Origin of the sequence: Lentzea flaviverrucosa (assembly GCF_003350445.1) — a bacterium.
GTDB lineage: Bacteria > Actinomycetota > Actinomycetes > Mycobacteriales > Pseudonocardiaceae > Lentzea > Lentzea californiensis.
This window is the reverse complement of record NZ_QQAU01000003.1, coordinates 213211-234447: the sequence shown is the minus strand read 5'-3', so window position 1 is coordinate 234447 and position 21237 is coordinate 213211. Positions and strand designations below refer to the sequence as shown.

The 21237-nt window shown below is 69.9% G+C and carries 15 protein-coding genes; 1 reads left to right on the top strand and 14 read right to left on the bottom strand.

Annotated features, from left to right (window positions below; translation table 11 throughout):
* Positions 1-5 precede the first annotated feature (5 nt).
* From DFR72_RS11020 to DFR72_RS11005, 4 genes are read right to left on the bottom strand one after another with little or no spacing between them, the layout of a single operon-like run.
* Entirely contained in the window at positions 6-1193 is a 1188-nt protein-coding gene (locus tag DFR72_RS11020) for a substrate-binding domain-containing protein (protein ID WP_090062865.1), read from the bottom strand.
* Between the two features lie 42 nt (positions 1194-1235).
* Entirely contained in the window at positions 1236-2219 is a 984-nt protein-coding gene (locus DFR72_RS11015) for an ABC transporter permease (protein ID WP_090062867.1), read from the bottom strand.
* Positions 2216-3184 (bottom strand): ABC transporter permease, encoded by a 969-nt coding sequence (locus tag DFR72_RS11010; protein ID WP_342768647.1) that lies wholly within the window; start codon positions 3182-3184, stop codon positions 2216-2218. The genes DFR72_RS11015 and DFR72_RS11010 overlap by 4 nt, the downstream gene beginning before the upstream one ends.
* 38 nt (positions 3185-3222) lie before the next feature.
* Positions 3223-4737, bottom strand: a complete 1515-nt coding sequence (locus DFR72_RS11005) for a sugar ABC transporter ATP-binding protein (RefSeq protein ID WP_090062869.1) — start codon at positions 4735-4737, stop codon at positions 3223-3225.
* Positions 4738-5012: 275 nt separating this feature from the next.
* Between DFR72_RS11005 and DFR72_RS47455 the strand changes: the two genes are divergently transcribed.
* Positions 5013-5144, top strand: a complete 132-nt coding sequence (locus tag DFR72_RS47455) for a hypothetical protein (protein WP_256237363.1) — start codon at positions 5013-5015, stop codon at positions 5142-5144.
* Between the two features lie 26 nt (positions 5145-5170).
* On the opposite strand, the gene DFR72_RS11000 is transcribed toward DFR72_RS47455, so the two are convergent.
* From DFR72_RS11000 to DFR72_RS10955, 10 genes are all read right to left on the bottom strand, one after another.
* On the bottom strand, positions 5171-6184 hold the full coding sequence (locus DFR72_RS11000; protein WP_245982787.1) for a polyprenyl synthetase family protein: 1014 nt from the start codon (positions 6182-6184) through the stop codon (positions 5171-5173).
* Between the two features lie 2 nt (positions 6185-6186).
* Positions 6187-6873: a hypothetical protein gene (locus DFR72_RS10995; protein ID WP_143086579.1), complete on the bottom strand. Its 687-nt coding sequence runs from the start codon at positions 6871-6873 to the stop codon at positions 6187-6189.
* A gap of 69 nt (positions 6874-6942) precedes the next feature.
* Positions 6943-10437, bottom strand: coding sequence for a ThuA domain-containing protein (locus DFR72_RS10990; RefSeq protein WP_090062873.1), 3495 nt, complete (start codon positions 10435-10437; stop codon positions 6943-6945).
* A 32-nt stretch (positions 10438-10469) separates the two neighbouring features.
* Positions 10470-11321: a sugar phosphate isomerase/epimerase family protein gene (locus tag DFR72_RS10985; protein ID WP_090062875.1), complete on the bottom strand. Its 852-nt coding sequence runs from the start codon at positions 11319-11321 to the stop codon at positions 10470-10472.
* Positions 11322-11412: 91 nt separating this feature from the next.
* Positions 11413-12615, bottom strand: a complete 1203-nt coding sequence (locus tag DFR72_RS10980) for an ROK family protein (RefSeq protein ID WP_090062876.1) — start codon at positions 12613-12615, stop codon at positions 11413-11415.
* 90 nt (positions 12616-12705) lie between these two features.
* Positions 12706-13407, bottom strand: a complete 702-nt coding sequence (locus DFR72_RS10975) for a glycoside hydrolase N-terminal domain-containing protein (protein WP_245982786.1) — start codon at positions 13405-13407, stop codon at positions 12706-12708.
* A 75-nt stretch (positions 13408-13482) separates the two neighbouring features.
* Positions 13483-14925: an arabinofuranosidase catalytic domain-containing protein gene (locus DFR72_RS10970; protein ID WP_245982785.1), complete on the bottom strand. Its 1443-nt coding sequence runs from the start codon at positions 14923-14925 to the stop codon at positions 13483-13485.
* 180 nt (positions 14926-15105) lie between these two features.
* Positions 15106-16437, bottom strand: a complete 1332-nt coding sequence (locus tag DFR72_RS47690) for an RICIN domain-containing protein (protein ID WP_090062881.1) — start codon at positions 16435-16437, stop codon at positions 15106-15108.
* Between the two features lie 22 nt (positions 16438-16459).
* A complete protein-coding gene (locus DFR72_RS10960) occupies positions 16460-18163 on the bottom strand; it encodes a ThuA domain-containing protein (RefSeq protein ID WP_090062882.1) in 1704 nt (567 codons plus the stop codon).
* Between the two features lie 37 nt (positions 18164-18200).
* The gene (locus DFR72_RS10955) at positions 18201-21038 is read right to left on the bottom strand and encodes a PQQ-dependent sugar dehydrogenase (protein ID WP_090062883.1); all 2838 of its coding nucleotides are present in this window, start codon (positions 21036-21038) and stop codon (positions 18201-18203) included.
* Between the last annotated feature and the right edge of the window lie 199 nt (positions 21039-21237).

The window sequence follows — 21237 nt, the reverse complement described above, 5'->3', positions numbered from 1 at the left end:
CACGGCTACTTCCAGGGCGCCGGGTAGCCGGGCATGGCCTCGCAGCCGCACATGGCGTAGTGCAGCGGCGGCATGTCCTGTTTGATGAAGTCCTCGAGGGTGTCCTGGGTGACCTTCGGCTGCGGCAGCACCCACTCCCGCGGCACCTGCTTGCCGCCGAGGACGCGCAGGGCGGCGATGATCGGGGTGCGCCACTGGTAGGTCGGATAGGTCGGGGCGACCGCGGTCATCTTCTCGTCGGCCCACATCCGCAGGAAGTCCTGCTGGTCCTCACCGACGAACGGCGGGATCGCCGCGCCGGCGTCCTGAAACGCCTCCACGGCCGCGACCGCCGTGGCGCCCGCGTCCATCCAGACACCGTCGATCTTGCCTTCGCGCTGGATGTACTCGTTGACGATGCTCTTGGTCTTGGCCGCGTCGCCGTTGGTGAACTCGACCCCCACGACCTTCACCTGGCTGCCGGAGAAGATCTCGTTCGCCGCCGCCCAGCGCTGTTCCAGGACGTCGACCCCGGGCAGGATGCGCAACGCGAGGACCTTGCCACCCGGCTTCACCTCGTCCTTGAGGAACTCGGCCCCGTCCGCGCCGAACGCGAACCCGCCGATCGGGTGGATGAACGTCACCGGGCAGCCGGTCTTGACGCCGCGGTCGAAGACGATCACGGGCACGCCCGTCGCGCAGGCGGCCTCCACGGCCGGGGTGAGCGTGGCGGTCGTGTTCGGCGAGACGATCAGCGCGCTGCACCCCCGCGACGCCAGCGACTGGATGTCGCTGATCTGCTTGTCGTCCTTGGCCTCCGCGTCCAGCACGGTGAAGTTGGTGATCTCCGGGTGCAGCTTCACCTCCTCCTTCATGGTCTTGAACCCCACCTGCCGCCACGGGTTGTCCACCGAGGCGTTGGAGAAGCAGAGGTGGTAGCCGCCGCCCGGCTTGGCGTACTTGGCCGTGTCGACCAGTTGCGGTTCTAGCGCCTGCTCCCAGGGCTTCGCGGCACCGTCCTGCGAGTCCAGCCCGACCGCCTTCGCGATGCGGAACCGCCGCTGGCGCTCGAACTCGGTCTGGTCGAAGAACTCCGACTTCGTCTTGGCGGACTCCGAGGTGCCGCCCGGGGCCGGGGCGGAGGGAAGGTCGCTGGAACAGCCGGCCAGCGTGAGAGCGCCCGCCAAGGCCGCGGCGGACCATTTCCTGTTCATGAGCTTGCTCCTCGGCTTCGTCGACGGGGGTACGGGCAGGGTTCAGGCGGGGTGGGGAACGGGCCGGCGCAGCATCCGCCGAAGACCGGCTCCGTGAGCGGCATAGGCCACGGCCGCGATGATGATCACACCCTGCACGGCGGACTCGAGCGCGCCCGAGACACCCAGCAGGTTCAACAGGGAGAAGAGCGCTTCGAGCGACAGCGCGCCCGCGGCCGCGGCGACCACCGAACCGCGGCCACCGCCGAGCAGGACACCGCCGAGCACCACCGCGGTGATCGCTCGGAACTCCAGGCCGTCACCGACCTGCGCCGACACCCCCGCGAACCCGGCGAGCAGGATCGCGGCGACCGACGCGAGCAGCGCCGACAGCACGAACGCGAGCAGGCGCAGCCGATCCACTCGGCCGCCCGCGAGCCGGACCACGTTCTCGTTGTCCCCCACCGCGAGCAGCATGCGTCCGGTGCCGCTGCGCATGAACCACGCCGCCGCGACGACCACCACCAGCAGCACGATCACCGACCACGGCACCTGGCCGAGGACCGGAACGTCGGCACTGCCCCGGCCGAGGACGCGAAACGACGGGGACAGGGCGCCGCGCGGTGCTCCGCCCGACCACAGGAACACCGCGCCGTCGAGCACGAGCAGCATCCCCAGGGTCACGATGAACGACGGCACCAGCAGTGTCGTCGTGATCAGCCCGTTGACCAGACCGACGAGGATTCCGCAGCCCAGCAGCGACGCGATCACCCACCAGGTGTTCGCGTCGTCACCGTCGACCAGCCGGGCGGCGACGACCACCTCGGCCGTGACCAGCGAGCCGACGGAGAGGTCGAAACCACCGGACGCGATCACGAAGTACTGCCCGACGGCCAGCACCACGAGTGGCGCCGCACGTTTGAGCAGCGCGAGATAGCCGCTGGGCTCGGCATACGCGGGACCGGCGAACGCCAGTGCCACCAACAGCACCAGCAGCACGACCAGCACTGGCCCGGTGCCGTCGGCCAGGCGTGGCCGCGCCCTCATGCCGACCGTCCGGCGGTCCTGCTGCGGGCGTACAGCGCCACCGCCGCGATGAGCACGACGCCGCGCACGACGTCCTTGAAGAAGGACTCCAGCCCGAGGTCGTCGAAGATCGTGTCCAATGTGGACAGGATCAGCACACCACCGATGGTGCCGGCCACACCACCGCGTCCACCCGCGAGGGCCGTGCCGCCGAGCACGACGGCGGCGATCGACTCCAGGTCGTACCCGGCGTCGGCACCGACGTACGGAGCGCCCGAACCCAGCCGGCCGGCCAGGAACACCCCGGCGAGGCCGGCCATGACCGCGCACAGCACGTGCGCGGTGACGATCGTCCGCCCGGTGCGCACGCCGGACAGCCGGGCCACGTCGACATCCCCGCCGACCGCGTACATGTGGTACCCGGTGCGGGTGCGCCGCAGGTACCACCACGCCGCCGCCGCGAGCAGCAACATCAGCAGCGCCGCCACCGGAACCGGCCCGATCCGGTCGTAGCCGATGTGCTGGAACGCGCGCGGCACGCTGCCCGCCGGACCGGTGTAGTTGTGCTCCAGGTAGCCGCGCAGCACCAGCGCGACGCCCAGCGTGGCGATGAACGCGTTGGCCTTCAGCACGGTGATGACCAGTCCGTTGACCAGCCCGACCACCGCCGCGACCCCCAGCGCCGCCAGCACACCCGGCACGATCATCCCTGGGCTTCCGGCCATCGTCTCGGAGGCCACCAGGGAGCACAGGCCGATCAGGTAGGCCACCGACAGGTCGAGAGAACCGGTGACGATCACCAGGGTCTGCCCGATCGCGACCAGTCCGAGCACCGTGCCGCGCGTCAGGATGTTGAGAATGCCTCCGTGGTCGAGAAGCACACCTCCCTGCACACCCACCAGCACACTGCCGGCCACCAGCAGCACGGCCAGCGCGAGATACACGACCAGGACCGGGGTGATCACGAACGTCCTCGTCCGCACCAGCGCCTCGCCGCGCCGACGGACCCGCTCGCTCACGGCGCTCACGCCACTGCCCCGTGCCCGGTGGCCAGTCCCATCACGGCTTCCTCGTCAGCACCGGCGGGCAGAACACCTGCCAGAGCGCCTTCGTGCATGACGAGGATCCGGTCGCTCATGCCGATCAGCTCCGGCAACTCCGAGGAGACCATGAGGATCGCCATTCCGTCGTCCGCCAGGTCGCGCAGCAACCGGTACAGGGTCTGTTTCGCGCCCACGTCGACGCCGCGGGTCGGCTCGTCCACGATCAGCACGCGCGGACGGACGGCAAGCCATTTGCCCAGCACCACTTTCTGCTGGTTGCCGCCGGAGAGGTAGCGCACTTCCTGATGCGGCCCGCGCGCGATGACACCCACCTCGCCGAGCAGTCGCGTCAGATCCGCGGTCTGGCGGGCCACCGCACCGCGGCACGCCGCACGGCGGACCAGCAAGGTGTTGTCCCGCACCGACTGACGCAGCGCGAGGCCCTCGCCCTTGCGGTCCTCGGTGACGTACCCGATGCCCTTGCGAACGGCTGTGCGCGGACCGGTGACGCGGGTCGGCACGCCGTCGAGCTCCACGGTGCCGGTGGTGAACGGCTCGACGCCCCAGATCGCCCGCGCGATCGCGGAACGACCAGAGCCCTGCAACCCCGCGAGGCCCACGATCTCCCCCGCCCGCACGTCGAACGTCAGGTTCCGCACCCGCTCGTTTCCCGCTCCCCGCAACGCGATCCGCACCGCACCGGGGTGGCTCGCACGTTCGGGGTACAGCGCCTCCAGCGGACGACCGACCATGTGCCGCACGACCTGATCGGCGTCCAGATCGGCGGTCGGCGCAGAGGTGACCAACGCACCGTCCTTCAACACCGTGATCCGTGAGCTGAGGTCGAACACTTCACGCATCCGGTGCGACACGTAGAGGATCGCGATACCACGATCCCGAAGCCTGCGCACCAAGCCGTACAGCAGCTCGACCTCGTTGTCCGCCAACGCCGCGGTGGGCTCGTCCATCGCGAGGACCCTGGCGTCCGCCGACAGCGCCTTGACGATCTCCACCACCTGCTTGCGGGCCACGGACAACCGGGCCACCTCGGTGCCGGGCTCGATGCCGTCCTCGCCCAGCCAGTCGAGCAGCCGCCGGGTCTCCGTCTCCAGCGCGCGCCGGTCCACCTGACCGCGCCGCACCGGTTCCCGGCCCAGGAAGACGTTCTCGGCCACCGTGCGGTGCTCGAGCAGGGTGAACTCCTGGTGGATGATCGCGATGCCCGCCGCCTGCGCGTCGCGCGGCGCGGCGAACGAGACCTCCTCGTCCCGCACCACGATCCGGCCCGAGTCCGGCCGGTGGACGCCGGCCAGCACCTTCAGCAGCGTCGACTTGCCCGCGCCGTTCTCCCCCACCAGCGCATGCACCTCTCCCGCGCGCAACGAGAGATCGACGCCGCGCAGCACCCGTACGCCGAAGAAGCTCTTCTCGATGCCCTCCAGTCGCACGACGGCCACGGGGTGCTCCACCCCCTGTGTTACGTGGGTCACAGCCATGATGCGAACGTAGGGCCGACTAATGGCGAGTGTCAATCAAAAGTTGAGGCTCCTCCGCCAAAGGGGTCCCGTCTTACGGATGAGCATCACTATTACTCGGAGTTCCTTGCCTCACCGGGCGCGTGCCGGACGTACCTCGGGCTCGTGCGGCTTCTCCAGGCAGCCGCTGCGGCTGCTGCTCGACACCGTGCCGCGTACACGTGCCGAACTGGCGAGCGAGACAGGCCTGACCCGTGCCGCGGTCCGAAGCAGGCTGAACCCGCGGCGAGTTCGACGTGCCGGCGCTGGTGGACGACGAGGTCAACCTGATGGCTCTGGGCGAGCACGCGCACTCGTTCCCCGGCACCGGCAGCGACGACGCCCTTGCGGCTGCGGCAACACCGGATGACCGGCCTTCATGCGCGTGAGGTCATGAAGGGCCCTTCATCCCGATTCAGCGGTCCCTGCTCGTGACCAGCCGGGCCAGACCGCGCAGATCCAGGGCTGCGGCCGGACGCGGGTCCGCCCGGTCCAGGCAACCGAACGCCAGCCGCACGCGGCGGTCCGCCTCGGCTTCGGCCCACGCCCGGCCGCCCGCTTCCGCGGCGAGCTCGGCGATGCGCTGGGCGGGTTCGTCCGCGCCGCGGTCGGAGAGGTAGATCCGTCCGAGCCGGCGCCCCGCCGGCGTGTCCGAGGCGAGTGCCGCCACGACGGGCAGGGTTCTCCGTCGGGCCCTGATGTCGGAGTGGGCCGGCTTGCCGGTCCTCGCCGGGTCCCCCCAGATGCCGAGGATGTCATCGACCAGCTGGAAGGCGACGCCGAGGTGTACCCCGAACCACCGGCAGTGGTCAGCGGCGGCGGGGTCGGCTCCGGCCGCGAGAGCACCGAGGCGGCAGGCCGCCCCCAGCAGGGCACCGGTCTTCCTCGCCGCGGTGGTGAGGCACTGCTCGACGTCGGCCGACGCCGCGGTCTCGGCCGCCACGTCGGCCGACTGCCCTTCGCACAGATCGACCAGTACGTCGGCGAGCACACCGGTCAAGGACGGCGGCACCAGGCGCAGCGCGAGCCCCACCAGGACGTCCCCGGTGAGGATCGCCGCCGTGGTCCCGAACGCCGCCCAGCCCGAGGGACGGTGCCGCCGCGTTTCGTCGCCGTCCATGACGTCGTCGTGCAGGAGCGAGAAGTCGTGGATCAGCTCCACCGCTGTCGCGGCCGCGATCACGTCCGGCGCCGGAGGCCCGTGGGCGAACGCGCGGGCACAGGCGAGGGTGAGAGCGGGACGCAGCGCCTTGCCGCCCGGCGGTGAAGGTCTGCCGTCCGCATCCCACCACCCGATGTGGTAGCCGGCGACGCGACGCAGCGCCGGGCCCAGCTCGTCGACGGCGGCGCGGTGCACGGGCTCGATCAGCGTGCGCGCGTCGACCAGGAGGCGGACGGGGCCGGACGTCGGCACCACCACGTGACCCACCATCACCGTCCCTCCGGCGCACCGTCAGGAGCGATCGCGCCCGTGTCGCCGCCGGTGGAGAGCTGGACGTGCACGTGTCCCCTCCCCGCGTCGATGTTGATCACGTCGAGCTGGACGGCGGCCACCGACCACGTGCGCAGCGCCAGCGTGCGCTGCTCGCCCGCCAGCGTCACGAGGGTGCTCCTGACCGGCTCGGCCACGCCGAGTGACGTCTCGAACCCCCTGACCGCCGCGGCGAGCTGTTGCACGGCCGTGCGCAGACCGGCGCGCGCCACGTTGATCCCGTTGCCGGCCGAAGGCGCCTGCTCGTACGACTTCTCCGCCGCCGAGAGGACGTCCTTCCACCCGTTCACGACGTCCGCGGTGAGCGGGGCCTGAGGGGCCGCCCCGTCGACCGGAGCCGCCTGCGCCATGGCCGCGAGCACCGGCGCCAGACGGTCCCTGGTGTCCTTGGCCTGGTCGGTCAGCGGTCCGAGTTGCGCGGCGTCGCGTGCGGCGTCCTCCCTTTCCAGTTCTGCGATCCGCCGCTGGGTCGCGTCCGGCCCGGTCCCCGAGGTGATCAGGAAGGCGACCGCCAGGCCGAGCAGGAAAGCGGTGAGGAAACCGGCCCACACCCGCCCTGTCGGCCTGGACGGCGGCGTGGCCCAGGCGGCGGTCTTGGTCGCGCGCGACCGAACGGTCCTGCTCAACGTTCCTCCTCGACGTCGGCGCGGGGAATCCGGTCAGCGGCCTCGAAGGACCGCTGACCGGCTCCTCGACTACCGGAAGGTCCACCTCTGGTTGGTCCCGCCGTGGCAGGACCAGATGATGAGCTGGGTACCGTCCGCCGTGCCGGCACCGTTGGCGTCCAGGCACTTCGAGCCGTTGCGAATCGAGCCGTCGGCCTGCGCGGTCCAGTTCTGCCCGGACGAGCCGTTGCACGACCACAACCGGACGATCGCGCCGTCGGTCTGGCTGCTGCCGCTGACCTCCATGCACTTGTCGAGAGACCGCAGCGTGGTGCCGTTCTGCGTCCACTTCTGGTTGGTGCCGCTGTTACAGGACCAGAGCTGCACCTTCGCACCGTCGGTCGAGCTGGCTCCGTTGACGTCGACGCACTTGCCACTGGCGCCGACGATCTCCTTCGCGGTGCCACCACCGGGCTGGCCGGCGCCCGGTCCGACGTAGGTGATCGAGTCGAGGTCGAAGCTGGTCGACGACGACGTCTTGAACACCGCGAACAGCTCGACGGTGCCGGCAGGCGCGGTCACGTTCACCGCGGGCGTGCTGGCGTAGGTGTCCGAGCCACCGGTGCTGCTGACCGGCGACGACGCGATGAGCGTGCCGGTCGGCGAACCCGCGCGCAGCTCGATCGTGCCCCCGCCGCCCGACGGCGCGGACACCCGGAACGACACCTGGTTGATGCCGGTGAAGTTGACCGGCTTGAACGAGATCCAGTCGTTGTTGCTGATGTCACCGACCCTGGCACCCGACTCGGCGCCGGCCTGCGACACGATGTTCACGCCGGACGAACCGTTGTAGAACTCGGCCTGCTTCTGCTTGGGCTGCAGCACGACCTGAGCACTGCCGGTCAGGGGCGGCACCCCGTTCGCGCCGTTGTCGGTGTACTCAGCCGAGCCGATGACGTGCACGTTGAGCCCCTGGTGCCCGGAGTCGACCGTGGTCTGGAGCGTCCCGGAACAGCCGGTCATCGGCGAGCCGATCGGATGCTTGTGCGTGTCGTGGCCCATGTTCGACTGGACGGCCACCCTGCCGCAGTCGATCGTGCCGTCCTCCTGGTCGGTCACGGACAACGTGTACGGGACCGGGTCACCGAAGTTGATCATTCCACCGTCCACCGGACCGGTGAACCGCACGACCGGCTCCGTGTTGCCCACGCTCACCGTCACGTTCGTGCTGCCGATCTTGCCCGCCGAGTTGGTGACGGTGAGCTGGGCGTTGAACCGGCCGCTGGCGGTGTAGGTGTGCGTGGGGTTCGGCTCCGTGGACGTGCCGCCGTCGCCGAACGTCCACCGGTAGGTCAGCGGGAGACCACCGGGATCGCTGGAGCCGGCGCTGGAGAAGCGCACCGTCAGCGGCGCGGGACCGGTCGGCGGAGTGGCGGTGGCCTGCGCCACCGGAAGACGTTCGCCCGTGGTCGTGTAGTCGATGCGCCACAACCCGGAGCCGGGCAGCGGCCTGTTGTCGTCCCAGCCCGTACCCCAGGTCAGCAGGTACATCGACCCGTCAGGACCGAACTTCGCGTCCATCGGGGAGGCGAACGACATGTTGTTCAGGAAGTTGTTGATTTTCAACAGGTTCCCGGACGAGTCCAGCCGGAACTCCCACATCCGGTTGCGGGACCACTCGCCGAAGAACGGCGTCTGGTCGAAGTAGGCGGGGAACTTCGTCGGCGACGGGTTGTTCGCGTTGTACTGGTAGGCGGGGAACGCCATCGGCGCCTCCCCGCCGCTGCTCGGGCCCATCTCCGGGAACGCGTTGCCGTTCGAGCCGTTGCCGTACCAGACGTCCGCCGCCCGCGACGCGGGCAGAGTCGTCAGACCGGTGTTGTTGGGTGAGCTGTTCACCGGAGAGGCGCAGTTGAACTTCGGGCCGGACGTGTTGTTGGCGAAGTTCCAGTCGTTGTAGGCCAGGTTGTTCGCCACGCAGTACGGCCAGCCGTAGTTGCCCGGCGACTTGATCACGTTCCACTCCACCAAGCCCGCGGGACCGCGGTTCGCGTTGTCGCCGCCCGCGTCCGGGCCGTAGTCGGCCGCGTAGATCACGCCGGTGGTCGGGTGCACGCTGAACCGGAACACGTTGCGGAAGCCCATCGCGTAGATCTCGGGCCGCGTCTTCGCCGTGCCGGGCGCGAACATGTTGCCCGCGGGCACGGTGTAGGTGCCGTCGGCCTCGGGGTGGATGCGCAGGATCTTGCCCCGCAGGTCGTTGGTGTTGGCCGCGGTGCCCTGCGCGTCGTACAGCGAGCGGCCGGAACGTTCGTCGATCGGCGCGTAGCCGCCCGAGTCACCGTTGGGGTTGGTGTCGTCGCCGACGCTGATGTAGAGGTTGCCGTTCGGGCCGAAGTTCAGCTGGCCACCGGTGTGCCCCGGCTCCTCTCTCCGTGACGCTGGCAGGGTGAGCAGGATCTTCTCGCTGCCCATGTCCAGCCTGTCGCCGTTCATGGTGAAGCGGGAGATCCTGGCTATCTCCTGGCTCCCCGACGGGGAGTAGTTCAGGTAGACCCACCTGTTGGTGGCGAACGCCGGGTCGAGCGCCATGCCGACCAGGCCGTCCTCCGAGTTCTGCCCCTGGCCGTAGACGCTGAGCGTGCCCGCGACGACAGTCGTCCTGGTGTCCGGCTTGTAGATCTTCAGGTTGCCGTTGTACTCGCTGACGAACACCCGGCCGTCGGGAGCGACGTCGAGCGTGCTCGGCGCGATGACGGAGTTGTCGAGCTGCACCTTCTGGAAGCTGCTCCACGCGGTGGGACCGCAGTCCGCGCCCACGATGCCGCCCGCGGTCTCCACACCACCGGTGATGTGCTGGCGGAACAGGGGTTCCGAGTAGCTCGAGGCGTTGTGGCCCATGCCGGTGGCCCACACCCGGCCGCCCTCGAAGTTGCGGCACCACGAGATCGGGTGGTCGAAGCCCATCTTGGACGGGCCCGCGTCGTAGGTCGACTCGTCCGCCGTGACCAGCACGTGCACGTCACCGCGCGCGGAGCGGTTGAAGTTGTACCACTCCTCGGTCCGCGTCCACCGGTCGGGAAGACCGGCCCCGGACGGGTGTTTGCGGTCCGCGACCTTGGCGGTGCCGGACACGATCGACGAGTGCTGGGTCATGGTCATGCCGAGCATCTGGTCCCACCACGGGAACTGCTGCTCGACGTTCATGTCCGTGGCGTTGTGGATCGCCACCACGCCCCCGCCCCTGCGCACGTAGTTCTGCATGGCGGTGCGCTGCGCGGCGGTGTCCCACACCATGCCCGACGTCTGCAGCATCACGACCACGTTGAACGTGGCGAGGGTGGTGTCGTTGAAGACCGACGCGTCCTCGGTCTTGGTCATCTCCCAGCCGCGTTGGGCGGCCAACTGCTCCATCATCGTGATGCCCGCCGGGATGGAGTCGTGCCGGTACGCCCCTGCGGCGGTCTTGGTGAACAGCAGGACGTGCAGGCCGTGGGCCTGTGCCGGGGTGGTCGGCGTGACGAGCCCCATCACCACCAGGACACCGGTCAACACCGCCAGTAATCGCTTGAGTCTGCGTTGCATTGCCACTCCTCCGGGGGTGGTGACGCGGTCGGCTAACGGGCGAGAGCGGCGGCGGCAGCGTGCAGGAAGGCCAGGCCTTCGACGGCGAGGGCGTCCGGGGAGTCGGCCAGCGGCCGCCAGATCGAGGCGGCGGTCGCGATGGCGGCGTTGTCCGGCGTGAACGACTCGATGCACAACGGACCGCGGTAGCCGGCATCGCCCAGGGCGCCCAGCAACGCGGGCCAGTCCTGGTGATCGCGACCCGGCGTACCGCGGTCGTTCGCGCACACCTGGACGTGCGCGATGTGCGAGCCGGCGGCGAGAATCGCCTTCACCGGCTCCGCTTCCTCGATGTTGAGGTGGTAGGTGTCGAGCGCCAGCCCGCACCCCTGCGCAGGCAGCCCGTCCAACGCCTCCAGCGCTTGGTCCACGGTGTTCAGCAGGCTCGTCTCGTACCGGTTCAGCGGCTCCACGGCGATGCGGACACCGCGCTGCGCCGCGTACTCGACGACGGGGCGGAGGTTCGCGCGCAGCTCGCGGTACACCCGCGGCCGGTCGTCGATGCGCCAGGTGCGGCCGACCGAGCTGTACGCGGGGCCCGCCGCGACGGGGCTGCCGACGATCGCCGCGACGTCCACGACCCGCCGCAGGTAGTCCTGGGTCTCCGCGACCGTGTCTGCCGCGACCAGCTCACGGCCCGGCGGCATGACGAGACAGACGGTGGCCCTGAGGTTCAACTCGGCCAGCAGGTCGGCGGCGCGGCGCGGGTCCCAGTCGCCCGGCTGCTCCACCGGCAGTTCGATGACGTCGAACCCCCACTCGCGAACCTTCGGCGCGAGCGCGGCCAACCCGTCATCGGTGAGCGGTGACGTCCAAACCCATGTGTTGACGCCGATGTCCCACATGCAGCTGAACGTAAGCCCACCCATATGGCGACGTCAATGCAAAAGGAGGGCGCTAAAGAGCTAAATTATGGCTATCCATGCCAAAAGCACGTCACACCTCTCCGGCGGAGGTCGCGGAGACGACTGAGCCGAGCCGTGCGTCCAGCACCTCCGGCGACAGCACGTGCTGCACGACCATTGCCGCGGCGCCCAGCACTCCGGCTGTCGCACCCGCCGTCGACGCGACGATCCTCAGGTTCTCCGTGGCCAGCGGCAGGGAGCGGCGGTAGATCGACTCGCGCACCCCCGCCAGCAGCATCTCCCCCGCCTCCGCCACCAGCCCGCCGATGACCACGAGTGACGGGTTGAACATGCTCACGCAGCCGGCGAGCACCTCGCCGATGTCCCTGCCCGCCTGCCGCACGACGCGGCTGGCCTCGAGGTTGCCGGACCGGACCAGGTGCACCACGTCGGCCGTCGAGTGCGCGGGGAGTCCCAGTCCCCTCAGCTTCGCCGCGAGCGCAGGTCCACCGGCGACCGCCTCCAGGCACCCGGTGTTGCCGCAGCGGCACAGCGCGTCCCCACCGTCGGGCGCGCGGATGTGCCCGAGGTCCCCTGCCGCACCCGCCGCACCGCGGTGCAGCAGGCCGTTGCTGATCAGACCCGCGCCGATGCCGGTCGCCGCCTTGATCACGATCATGTGCCGCACGTCCGGGTGCGAGGCGGTGTGCTCTCCCAGCGCCATCAGGTTGGCCTCGTTGTCGACCAGCACCGGCGCGCCGAACTCAGCCCCGATCACCGCCGGTACGTCGAACCCGTCCCAGCCCGGCATGATCGGCGGGCTGTTCAGCCGGCCGGTGGAGTGCTCGACCGGTCCCGGCAGGCCGATGCCCACACCGGCGATCTCCGCGGTGTCCACCCCGCGCAGCAGCTCGCGCCAGGTCGTGACCAGGAGCTCGAGGATCACCTCCGGTCCGTCCGCGATGTCGAGGCCGACCTGTTCGACGGCGAGCAACCGGCACCCGAGGTCGGCCACGGCGACCGTGGCGTGGGTGGCGCCCACCTCGGCCGCCAGCACGAGCTGCGCGCCGGGGTTGAACACGAACCGGCTCGCGGGGCGCCCGCCGGTGAACTCCTCCGTGCCGCCTCCGGTCATCAGTCCGGCGGCCAGGAGCAGGTCCAGCCTGGCCCGCACGGTGGAGCGGGCGAGGCCGGTCGTGGTCACGATCTCCGCTCGGGTGCGCGGCCTGCCGTCCATCAGCAGGCGCAGCACGGCGCTCGGCGAACCGGAATCGATGCCATGGGTGCTCTCCATCGGACAATTGTCACACTGCAACGAAAGGACCGGGCTGAACGCCATGCTTGCGTGTGGCCGTTGCCCGAAGCCTCGATGCCGGTGGCCCGGTCAGCCCGCTGTGGCGGCCGTGTGCCGCGCGAACAGGGTGGCGTAGTCGCTCTCGAGCCCGGCCAGTGCCGTGCGCAGCGCGGGGAAGATCCAGCCGGTCGAGGACGACTCGTACCGGTCGAGTTTGGTGAGCAGGAGCAACCTGGCCGACCCGGTGACGACGAGGGTGGCCCCGCTCGCGAGGACGCTGCCGCCGAACGCCACCACCCTGGTGATGCCCTCGCAGCCGACGACACCGCGACCCGACCGGCCGACGCCCCGCAGGCTGAGGTAGCCCGAGCCGTTGCTGACGGTGGCTCTGGTCGTGAAGCGCGCACCGCCGAGCAGCCCGTCGAGGGCGGTGTCGACGCTCAGCGTGGTGTTGACCGTCCGGCCGGGCGCCGGCAGCAGCTCGTGGGCGATCACCTGGTCGGCTCTGGAGGCGAAGGCCCGGCGGGTCCAGGTGCCGTGCCCGTCGGTCCAGGTCGAGGTGACCTCGCCGGTGCGGGAGTCGGTGATCCGGCCGTAGCCGCCGACGGCGGTCATACCGGGACTGGAGATCCGCAACTCGTAGGCGGGCCGGCCAGCCTCGAAGGCCACCTTCTCCAGCGCGGGCTCGCCGTACAGCACGGCACCGCATTCACCGTTGGCGACGCGGAAGCCGTCCGTCCGGCGCGCGGCCGGGCTGGTGTCGTGGACCCTCGGCTCTGGTGTGCGCGTCACACGACTCCTTTGTCGGTGATGGGGTGGTCGTGAGTGCTTTCCGCCGCTGCGGCGGAAAGCACTCACGACCGCTGATCAGGTCAAGCTCCACTGCTGGTTGGACTGGCCGTTGCACGTCCACAGCTGGACGAGCGCACCGTTGGCCGTGGATGCGCCGGACACGTCCAGGCAAAGACCGGACTGCGCGCCGGTGATCGTGCCGTTGGCGTTGACGTTCCACTGCTGGTTGGGCTGGCCGTTGCACGTCCAGATCGCCACCCTCGTGCCCGTGGTGGTCCCTTGGCCGTACGCGTCGAGACACCGCTGGGCGGTGCCGTCGAACACGGTCAGCTGACCCGACGCGGACCGGGCCCACTTCTGGCCCGCGCTGCCCGAGCAGTCCCAGATCCGGGTCTGCGTGCCCGCGGTGCCGTTCGGCGTCTCCAGGCACTTGCCCGCGCCCATCGCACGCACAGCGCCGCCGGGCACGGGCTGGCTTCCGCCACCACCGCCGTACCCAGCAGCGATGATGTTGGCCTGCACGGCGTTCTCGGTCGCGTCGGACGGGTAGCCCGCGACCATCGCGCCCTCGTAGAAGGTGCCCGCGCTGAGGTTGGCACCGCCGTCGGGCTTGCAGCAGTCACCACCGCTGCCCAGGATGATGGCGCCCTGCTTCTTCATCGGGCTGTAGCCGGGCGGGAGCGAGCCGTCGTACAACGTGGTCAGATCGCCCGCCTGGGCGTTGCCGCCCTTGAGCGCGAACCGCGTGGTCCCGTTGTTCTTCAGGATCGCCGTGACGAACTTGTCCGTGAAAGCCCGCTGATTCGGGTTCCACTGCTGGCTCCCGCCGGGGAACAGACCCCATTCGAGATCCGCCTGGACCCACGGACCACGGCCGGCGCACCCGCCGAACCAGCACTGCGTGCTGAAGTTGATCGCGTCCATCGCACCGGCCGCGTCGGCTTTGCGGGTCGTCTCGCTGTTGCCGTAGTCGAAGCAGCAGCCGCTGTTGACGTGGGTGCCGCTGGTGACCATGTACATGCCCTCCGGCGCGGCGCCGGTCGGGACGCCGGTCCGGCTGCCGTCCCGCCAGTAGCTGTTGCCGGGGTTGATGTAGAGCGAGTACGCCTTGCTCCTGTCAGCACCCATCACCAGCGACTCGGAGGTCGCGTTGGCGGGCCGGCTCTGCGGCGAGCCGGGCACCACGCTCGATCCCTGGTACCACAGGTCGTTCCCGCGGCCGGACTGGTCGTAGACCACCGTGATGACGCACGAGGTGCCGGCGCAGAACGTGTCCTGCGTCGCCGCGTTGGTGTTGCCTCCCACGGCCAGCAGCCCGATGTCCTTGCTGGTGTTGTCCGACGCGCGCCTGACTTGGTAGAGATTTCCTTTGTACGAACCGTAAAGCGCCCGCGTCGTGCTGTGGGCCGCGATACAGGGCGTACCACCGGCGGCGTAGATGTCACACGGACCCGTGGTGGCCGCTGCGGCGGGTGCCGCCGGAGTGGACCACGTCAGGGTGGCCGCGGACAACACCACCAGCGCCGCGGTGACCCGGAGCCGAACCGCTGGTTTCGAACGCCACACACGCTTTGCCGAAGAGACAGGTGAAGGCTGCATTGCACACCTCCTGGAAGGTTTGTCGCTGGGACGGACGAGCCACCGCCGTGGTCCGGTCACACCGCGACCGGACCACGGCGTGACCGGCACCGGCCGGTGTCACTGGAACTGCGAGAAGAACCTCCAGATCTCGACCTTGGTCCAAGTCCGGGCGCCGTCGTCACAACCGCACCCCTCCACTGGCGCGGGCGCGTGGCCACCGTCGAAGGCGGCCCACTGCACCGGGAACCCGGCCCGGCACGAGTAGGTGGTGGTGATGTGGGTCCTGCTGCCCGGCCCTGGTTCGCGCGGGTTCTGGGCGGCACAACCGTTGTTGCGGACGAACCGGTCGCGCAACGACCGGCCCGAGCCGATTCCCAGCACGTTGTCGCTGATGCCGTGGATGCCGAAGTAGGCGACGGGCTGACCCCCGCCGCTGCACCCGCTGATCTCACCGCCGGAGATGACGGCGACCGCACGGAAGACGTTCGGCCGCGCGCAGGCGAGGGCGTAGCTCATGCCACCACCCCAGCTGAACCCCGTGGCGAAACGCTGCGCCGGGTTGACGCACAGGTCGCCTTCGATGCGCCGGATCATGTCGTCGACGAACGTGACGTCCTCACCTCCGGAATTGCCCCAGCCGTTGCCCAGGCCCTGCGGGGACACGAGGATCGCGCTGTTGCTCGACTGCTCCTGCTGCCCGTAGTACGCCCAGGAGGCACCGCTGCTTCCACCCGACGCCACATCGCCCGCCGTGCCGCCGCGCCAGTGCAGACCGAAGATCAGCCGGTAGCGGGTGCTGTTGTCGTAGTTGTCGGGGATCCTCAGGATGAAGCTGCGGCTCTTCCCTCCACTTTGGATCGTGTGCGTACCGTTGCGCAGCGTCGGCGCCTTGCCGCACCCGCCACCGGGACCTGGCCCGGGGTCGCCTCCCGGCAGCTTGACCATTTGCCACTGCTGGCTCGTACCGCCGTTGCCGGTGTTCTGGACGATGTCGGCGTTGTCCGCACTCGAGGCTCCCCGCACGTCCAGCGCCTTGGCGCTGTGCCGGGCGATCAGCCGCACGTGGCCGCCGTCCGCGTCGTCCGCGCGGAACTGCTGGTTCGTCCCGTTGTTCTCGCTCCATTGCACGACCGCCGCGTTGTCCGCGGTGGACGCCCCGGAGACGTCGAGGACCTTGCCGGAGCTCCTCGACCTCAGCCGGTAATAGCCGCCGCCGGAGTCCACGAACCGCCACTGCTGGTTGGCACCGTCGTTGCGGCTCCACTGGATGATCCGCGCCCCGTCGTTGGACGACATTCCGTCGACGTCCAGCGCCTTGCCGCTGTTGCGGTCGACGAGGACGTACCACGCGGTGGTGTCGATCGTGGCGGCCGAAGCCGACGGCTGGTCCACCGCCACCAGTGCGCTGACCGCGAGAACCGCGGCCACCGCGGCACTTGTGGATCTCATGACTCGTCCCTTCCCGAAGCCACTACGGCAGAGTCCAGCGCTGGTTGGTGCCACCGTGACAAGTCCAGATGATCAGGTTCGTGCCGTCCGCCGAACTGCCGCCGTTGGCGTCCAGGCACCTGTTCGCCTGCTGGTTGACCAGTGAGCCGTTCGCCCCGGTCGTCCAGTTCTGTGATCCGCTGCCGTTGCACGTCATCAGCTGCACCTGCGCGCCGTTGGCCGTGCTCCCGCCCGCGACGCCCATGCACTTGTTGAGGGCGCGCAACGTGTTCCCGCTGACCGTCCACTGCTGACCCGTGTTGGTGTTGCAGGTCCACAGCTGGATCCTCGTGCCGTCCGCGGTGCTGCCGCCGGCGACGTCCGCGCACTTGCCGGAGCCGCCGGTGATCCGCCCGGTGCGCGGGACCGTGCCGCCGAGCTCCTTGATCCGGACGTTGCGGAACGACACGTCGTCACCGGACCCGTGGTTCTGCAGCGCGATGTGCCCCGAGGCGAGCGACCTCGCCGGATCGGTGTTGGTGAAGTCGTTGATCTTCACGCCGTTCAGGAACACCTGGAGGCGTTCGCCCTCGACGAGCAGCTCGTAGGTGTTCCACTCACCGGGCGGGTTCAGCGCGGCGTCCCTGGCGGCGGTGTCGGGGGCCTTGACCCCGTAGATCGCCCCTGTCGTCTTGTCCGCGGTGTCCGTCGCGTCGATCTGGACCTCGTACCCGTTGGCGAGAGCCGAGTCCGGGGTGCTGCCCGCCGGGAACCCGAGCACCACACCGGAGTTGTCGTCCCCCGGCAGCCGCCAGTCGAGCTTGAGCGAGTAGGACCGGAACTCCTTGGCGCTGTGCCACAGCATGCCCATGCCGCCGGACGAGGTGAGCGTGGCGTCGCTGTTGGTGAAACCGCCGGGGCCCGCCTGCGTCCACCCGGTCGTCGACCCGTTGTAGAGGGTGGTGTAGCCGGTCTCGGCACGGCAGTCGGCCTTCGTCCTGTTCGCCGCGTACCGGATGCCGCCGAGGATCATCGTGCGGAACGCCGGATCGGAGTAGCTCTCCCTCGTGTGCCCGGTGCCGGTGTAGAAGGAGCGCCCGCTCGCCATGGGCTTGCACCACGTGATCGGGTGGTCGGCGCCCATCGACCCGCCGGAGTACGTCGTCTCGTCCAAAGTGGACAGAACACGGGCGCCGGCGCGCGGGTTGGTGCGGTAGTTGTACCACTCGTCGGTGCGCACCCAGGCCGGGGAGAGGTGCGCGGTGGCGGCGTGCGCACGGTTCTCCGTCCGGATCGTCGCCTGCTGGATGGCCGGGTGCGACGCGAAGTACGCGCCCACCAGTTCTCCGTAGAACGGCCAGTCGTACTCGGTGTCGGCCGCCGAGTGCACACCCACGTAACCGCCGCCGCCGCGGACGTAGGACTCGAAAGCGCTCTGCTGAGTGGCGTTCAGGACGTCCCCCGTGGTGTTGAGGAACACCACGGCCTCGTACTGCGCGAGGTTGGCGGTCGTGAACTGCGCGGCGTCCTCGGTCGCGCTCACCGTGAAGTTGTTGGCACCGCCCAGGTCGCGGACCAGCTGGATGCCGTTGGGGATCGCGTCGTGCCGGAAACCCGCGGTCTTGGAGAACACCAGTACGTCGTACGGTGTGTCCGCGGCCGCCGCCTGTGGTGCGGAAGCGACCCCGCCCACGACGAGTGTCGCGGCGACGACGCCGAGCACTCGTCGCCAAGCCTGGTAGGTCATCTCGTCCTCCTTGCTGTCGAAGCACGCGGCGGAGTCGTCATGGCAGCGTCCAGCGCTGGTTCGTGCCGCCGTGGCAGCTCCAGATGATCAGCGCCGTGCCGTCGGCGGTGCCGGCGCCGTTGGCGTCGAGGCACTTGCCGGACTTCGTGTTGACCGCGGAACCGTTGGCTCCGGCGGTCCAGTTCTGGCTCGTGGCGCCGTTGCAGGTCCCCAGCTGCACGGCGCCGCCGTCGGCGGTGCCACCGTTCGCGACGTCCATGCACTTGCCCAACGCCCGCAACGTGGTCCCGTCGACCGTCCACTGCTGGTTCGTGCCGCTGTTGCAGGTGTACAGCTGGATCCGCGTGCCGTCCGCGCTGGTGCCGCCGGTGACGTCGGCGCACTTGCCGGACGCCGCCCCGGTGATCGGGCCGGTGCGACCGCCACCACCCGAGGACGTGTCGAACGTGAAGGCGTCCACGTCGAACAGGTAACCGGTGCCGCTGCCGGCGAACGTCAGGTACAGCCTGCCGGTGGTCGTGGGCACGTTCGTCAGCGCGGTGGAGACCTCGCGGAACGTGTCCCATCCCCCGGTCACCGGCACGGTCAGCGTGGCCAGCGCCGGACCGGTCTGGGAACCGCTGCGCACCGTGATCGTGCCGCCCGCTCCCGCGGAGGACACGCGCGCGGTGAACCGGTTCGCGCCGGTGAGGTTGTAGTTGTCGAACGCGATCCAGTCGCCGTTGTGGATGTCGCCGACGGTGCGGCCGCCCTCGGCCGGCGTCTTGTCGAACAGGCCGGTGCCCGACTGCGTCGTGTAGTGCTCGGCCTGCCGGTGCCGGGGCTGGAGAACGTTCTGGGCGTGGGTGGTCGCGGGCGGCACGCCGTTCGCACCCTTGTCGGTGTACTCGGCGTCGAAGACGGCGTAGATGTTCGCCGCCGTGTCGTGTTCACCGTCCACCGGGATCTGGATGGTGCCCGAACAGCCGTTGCGCGAGGTGATCGGGTGGCCGTGGCTGTCGTGGCCGAGGATGTAGGACAGCTTCACCTGCGCGCAGTCGATCGTCCCGTCCTCGGCGTCGGACACCGTGATCGTGTAGGGGACGCTGTCGCCGAAGCTGAACAGGCTTCCGTTGACCGGGGTGTGCAAAGTGACCACGGGCGCGGTGTTGCCGACGGTGACGACCACGTTCGTGCTGCCGGTGAGCCCGGCCGGGTCCCTCACCGTGAGCGTGACGGTGTACTGGCCGTTGGCGGTGAAGGTGTGGCTCGGGTTCGCCGCCGTGGACGTGCTGCCGTCCCCGAAGTTCCACGAGTAGGTCAGCGCGCCGTTCTCCGGGTCCGAGGACCCGGCCGACGAGAAGTCCACGGTCAGCGGCGCGGCGCCGGACAGGCGGTTGGCGGACGCTCGTGCCGTCGGCGCGCGGTTGCCCGCCGCCCCGATGTACTCGATGCGGTAGAGCGCGGAGCTCGCGTCACCGTTGCCCCAGCCGGTGCCGTAGTCCAGCACGTAGAGCGCGCCGTCCGGGCCGAAGCCCGCGTCCATGACCTGGGTGCCGCGCCAGGGGAAGTCGCCGACCTGCCCGGCGGAACCGTCGGGGTTGACGTCGATGGTCTTGATCCAGCGCCGGCCGAACTCGGTGGCGAACACGTGCCCGTCCAGCGAGGCCGGGAACTTGACCGTCGACGGGTTGTTCGCGTCGTAGCGGTACACGGGCGCGCTCATCGGGGACTCCGACCCGCAGCCGAACGCGGCGAAGGAGCAGTTGTCGTACTTGATCCACGCCGGGCGCGCGGCGGGCAGGTTCGTCAGGCCGGTGTTGTTCGGCGAGTTGTTGACCGGCGCGGCGCAGTTGAACCGGCTGCCCGACGGTCCGGACGGGAAGGTGTAGTCCACATAGGTCTCATCGGTGGTGTTCGTGCCCGTGCAGTACGGCCACCCGTAGTTGCCCGCCGAGGTGATCCGGTTGAACTCCACCTGCCCGGCCGGTCCGCGGCTGGAGGTGGTCGAGCCGGCGTCAGGTCCGTAGTCACCGAGGTAGATCGTGCCGGTGGCCGGGTCCACGTTGAACCGGAACGGGTTGCGCAGGCCCATGGCGTAGATCTCCGGCCGCGTGCGGGCCGTTCCCGGCGCGAACAGGTTGCCCGCCGGGATCGAGTAGGACCCGTCGGCGTTCACCTTGATCCGCAGCACCTTGCCGCGCAGGTCGTTGGTGTTGCCCGCGCTGCGTTGCGCGTCGTACGCGGGGTTGCGGCCCGAGCGCTCGTCGATCGGCGTGTAGCCACCGGAGTCGAACGGGTTGGTGTCGTCGCCGGTGGACAGGTACAGGTTGCCCGCTGCGTCGAACTCGATGTCACCGCCGACGTGGCAGCAGATCCCCCGGCTCGTCGGCACGTCCAGCACGGTCACCTGGCTCGCCGTGTTGAGCGTGAAGTCGGCGTTCAGGGTGAACCGGGACAGCCTGTTCACGCCGTTCCACTGGGAGAAGTTGGTCCCGCTGGACGGCGCGTCACCGGCAGGTGTCGACAACGGTGGCGAGTAGTAGAGGTAGATGTGCCGGTTGGTCGCGAAGCCGGGGTCCGCCGCGATGCCCTGCAGCCCCTCCTCGTCGTGGGTGTAGACGGGAATGTTCGCGATCACGCTCGTGGCACCGGCCGCCGTGGTGCGGCGCAGCGTGCCGTTGCGGGACGTGTGCAGCACCGAGCGGTCCGGCAGCACGGTCATCGACATGGGCTCGCCCATCTCGGCGACGCCCTTGGCCAGCTCGACCTGCTGGAAGTCGGCCGGGTTGACGGTGTGCGCGGCGGCCGGCGGCGCGGTGCCGGCCGAGACGGCCACGGCGCCGGCCACGGTCAGAAGCGCGGCGGAGAGCACCGCGGTGAGTCGGTTTCTCATTGCAGGTCATACCTTCGGTCTCGTTGACGCGCTGATGCGGGGTTCGCGGTGGAGGGCCGGATCAGTGGCACGGCGGGCAGGTCCGGGTGAGCGGGTGCGTCGGAGGCAGATCCGGTGCGAGCGTCGCGGCGTCGGCCGAGACGAGCGAGGAACGCGCGAAGACCCGGCTGCGGCGCCGAGGACTGGAGGTACGAGGCCA

Coding starts and splice junctions, on each gene's coding strand:
- DFR72_RS11020 (WP_090062865.1), bottom strand. CDS start 1,193: ATGAACAGGAAATGGTCCGCCGCGGCCTTGGCGGGCGCTCTCACGCTG.
- DFR72_RS11015 (WP_090062867.1), bottom strand. CDS start 2,219: ATGAGGGCGCGGCCACGCCTGGCCGACGGCACCGGGCCAGTGCTGGTC.
- DFR72_RS11005 (WP_090062869.1), bottom strand. CDS start 4,737: ATGGCTGTGACCCACGTAACACAGGGGGTGGAGCACCCCGTGGCCGTC.
- DFR72_RS10990 (WP_090062873.1), bottom strand. CDS start 10,437: ATGCAACGCAGACTCAAGCGATTACTGGCGGTGTTGACCGGTGTCCTG.
- DFR72_RS10985 (WP_090062875.1), bottom strand. CDS start 11,321: ATGTGGGACATCGGCGTCAACACATGGGTTTGGACGTCACCGCTCACC.
- DFR72_RS10980 (WP_090062876.1), bottom strand. CDS start 12,615: ATGGAGAGCACCCATGGCATCGATTCCGGTTCGCCGAGCGCCGTGCTG.
- DFR72_RS47690 (WP_090062881.1), bottom strand. CDS start 16,437: ATGAGATCCACAAGTGCCGCGGTGGCCGCGGTTCTCGCGGTCAGCGCA.
- DFR72_RS10960 (WP_090062882.1), bottom strand. CDS start 18,163: ATGACCTACCAGGCTTGGCGACGAGTGCTCGGCGTCGTCGCCGCGACA.
- DFR72_RS10955 (WP_090062883.1), bottom strand. CDS start 21,038: ATGAGAAACCGACTCACCGCGGTGCTCTCCGCCGCGCTTCTGACCGTG.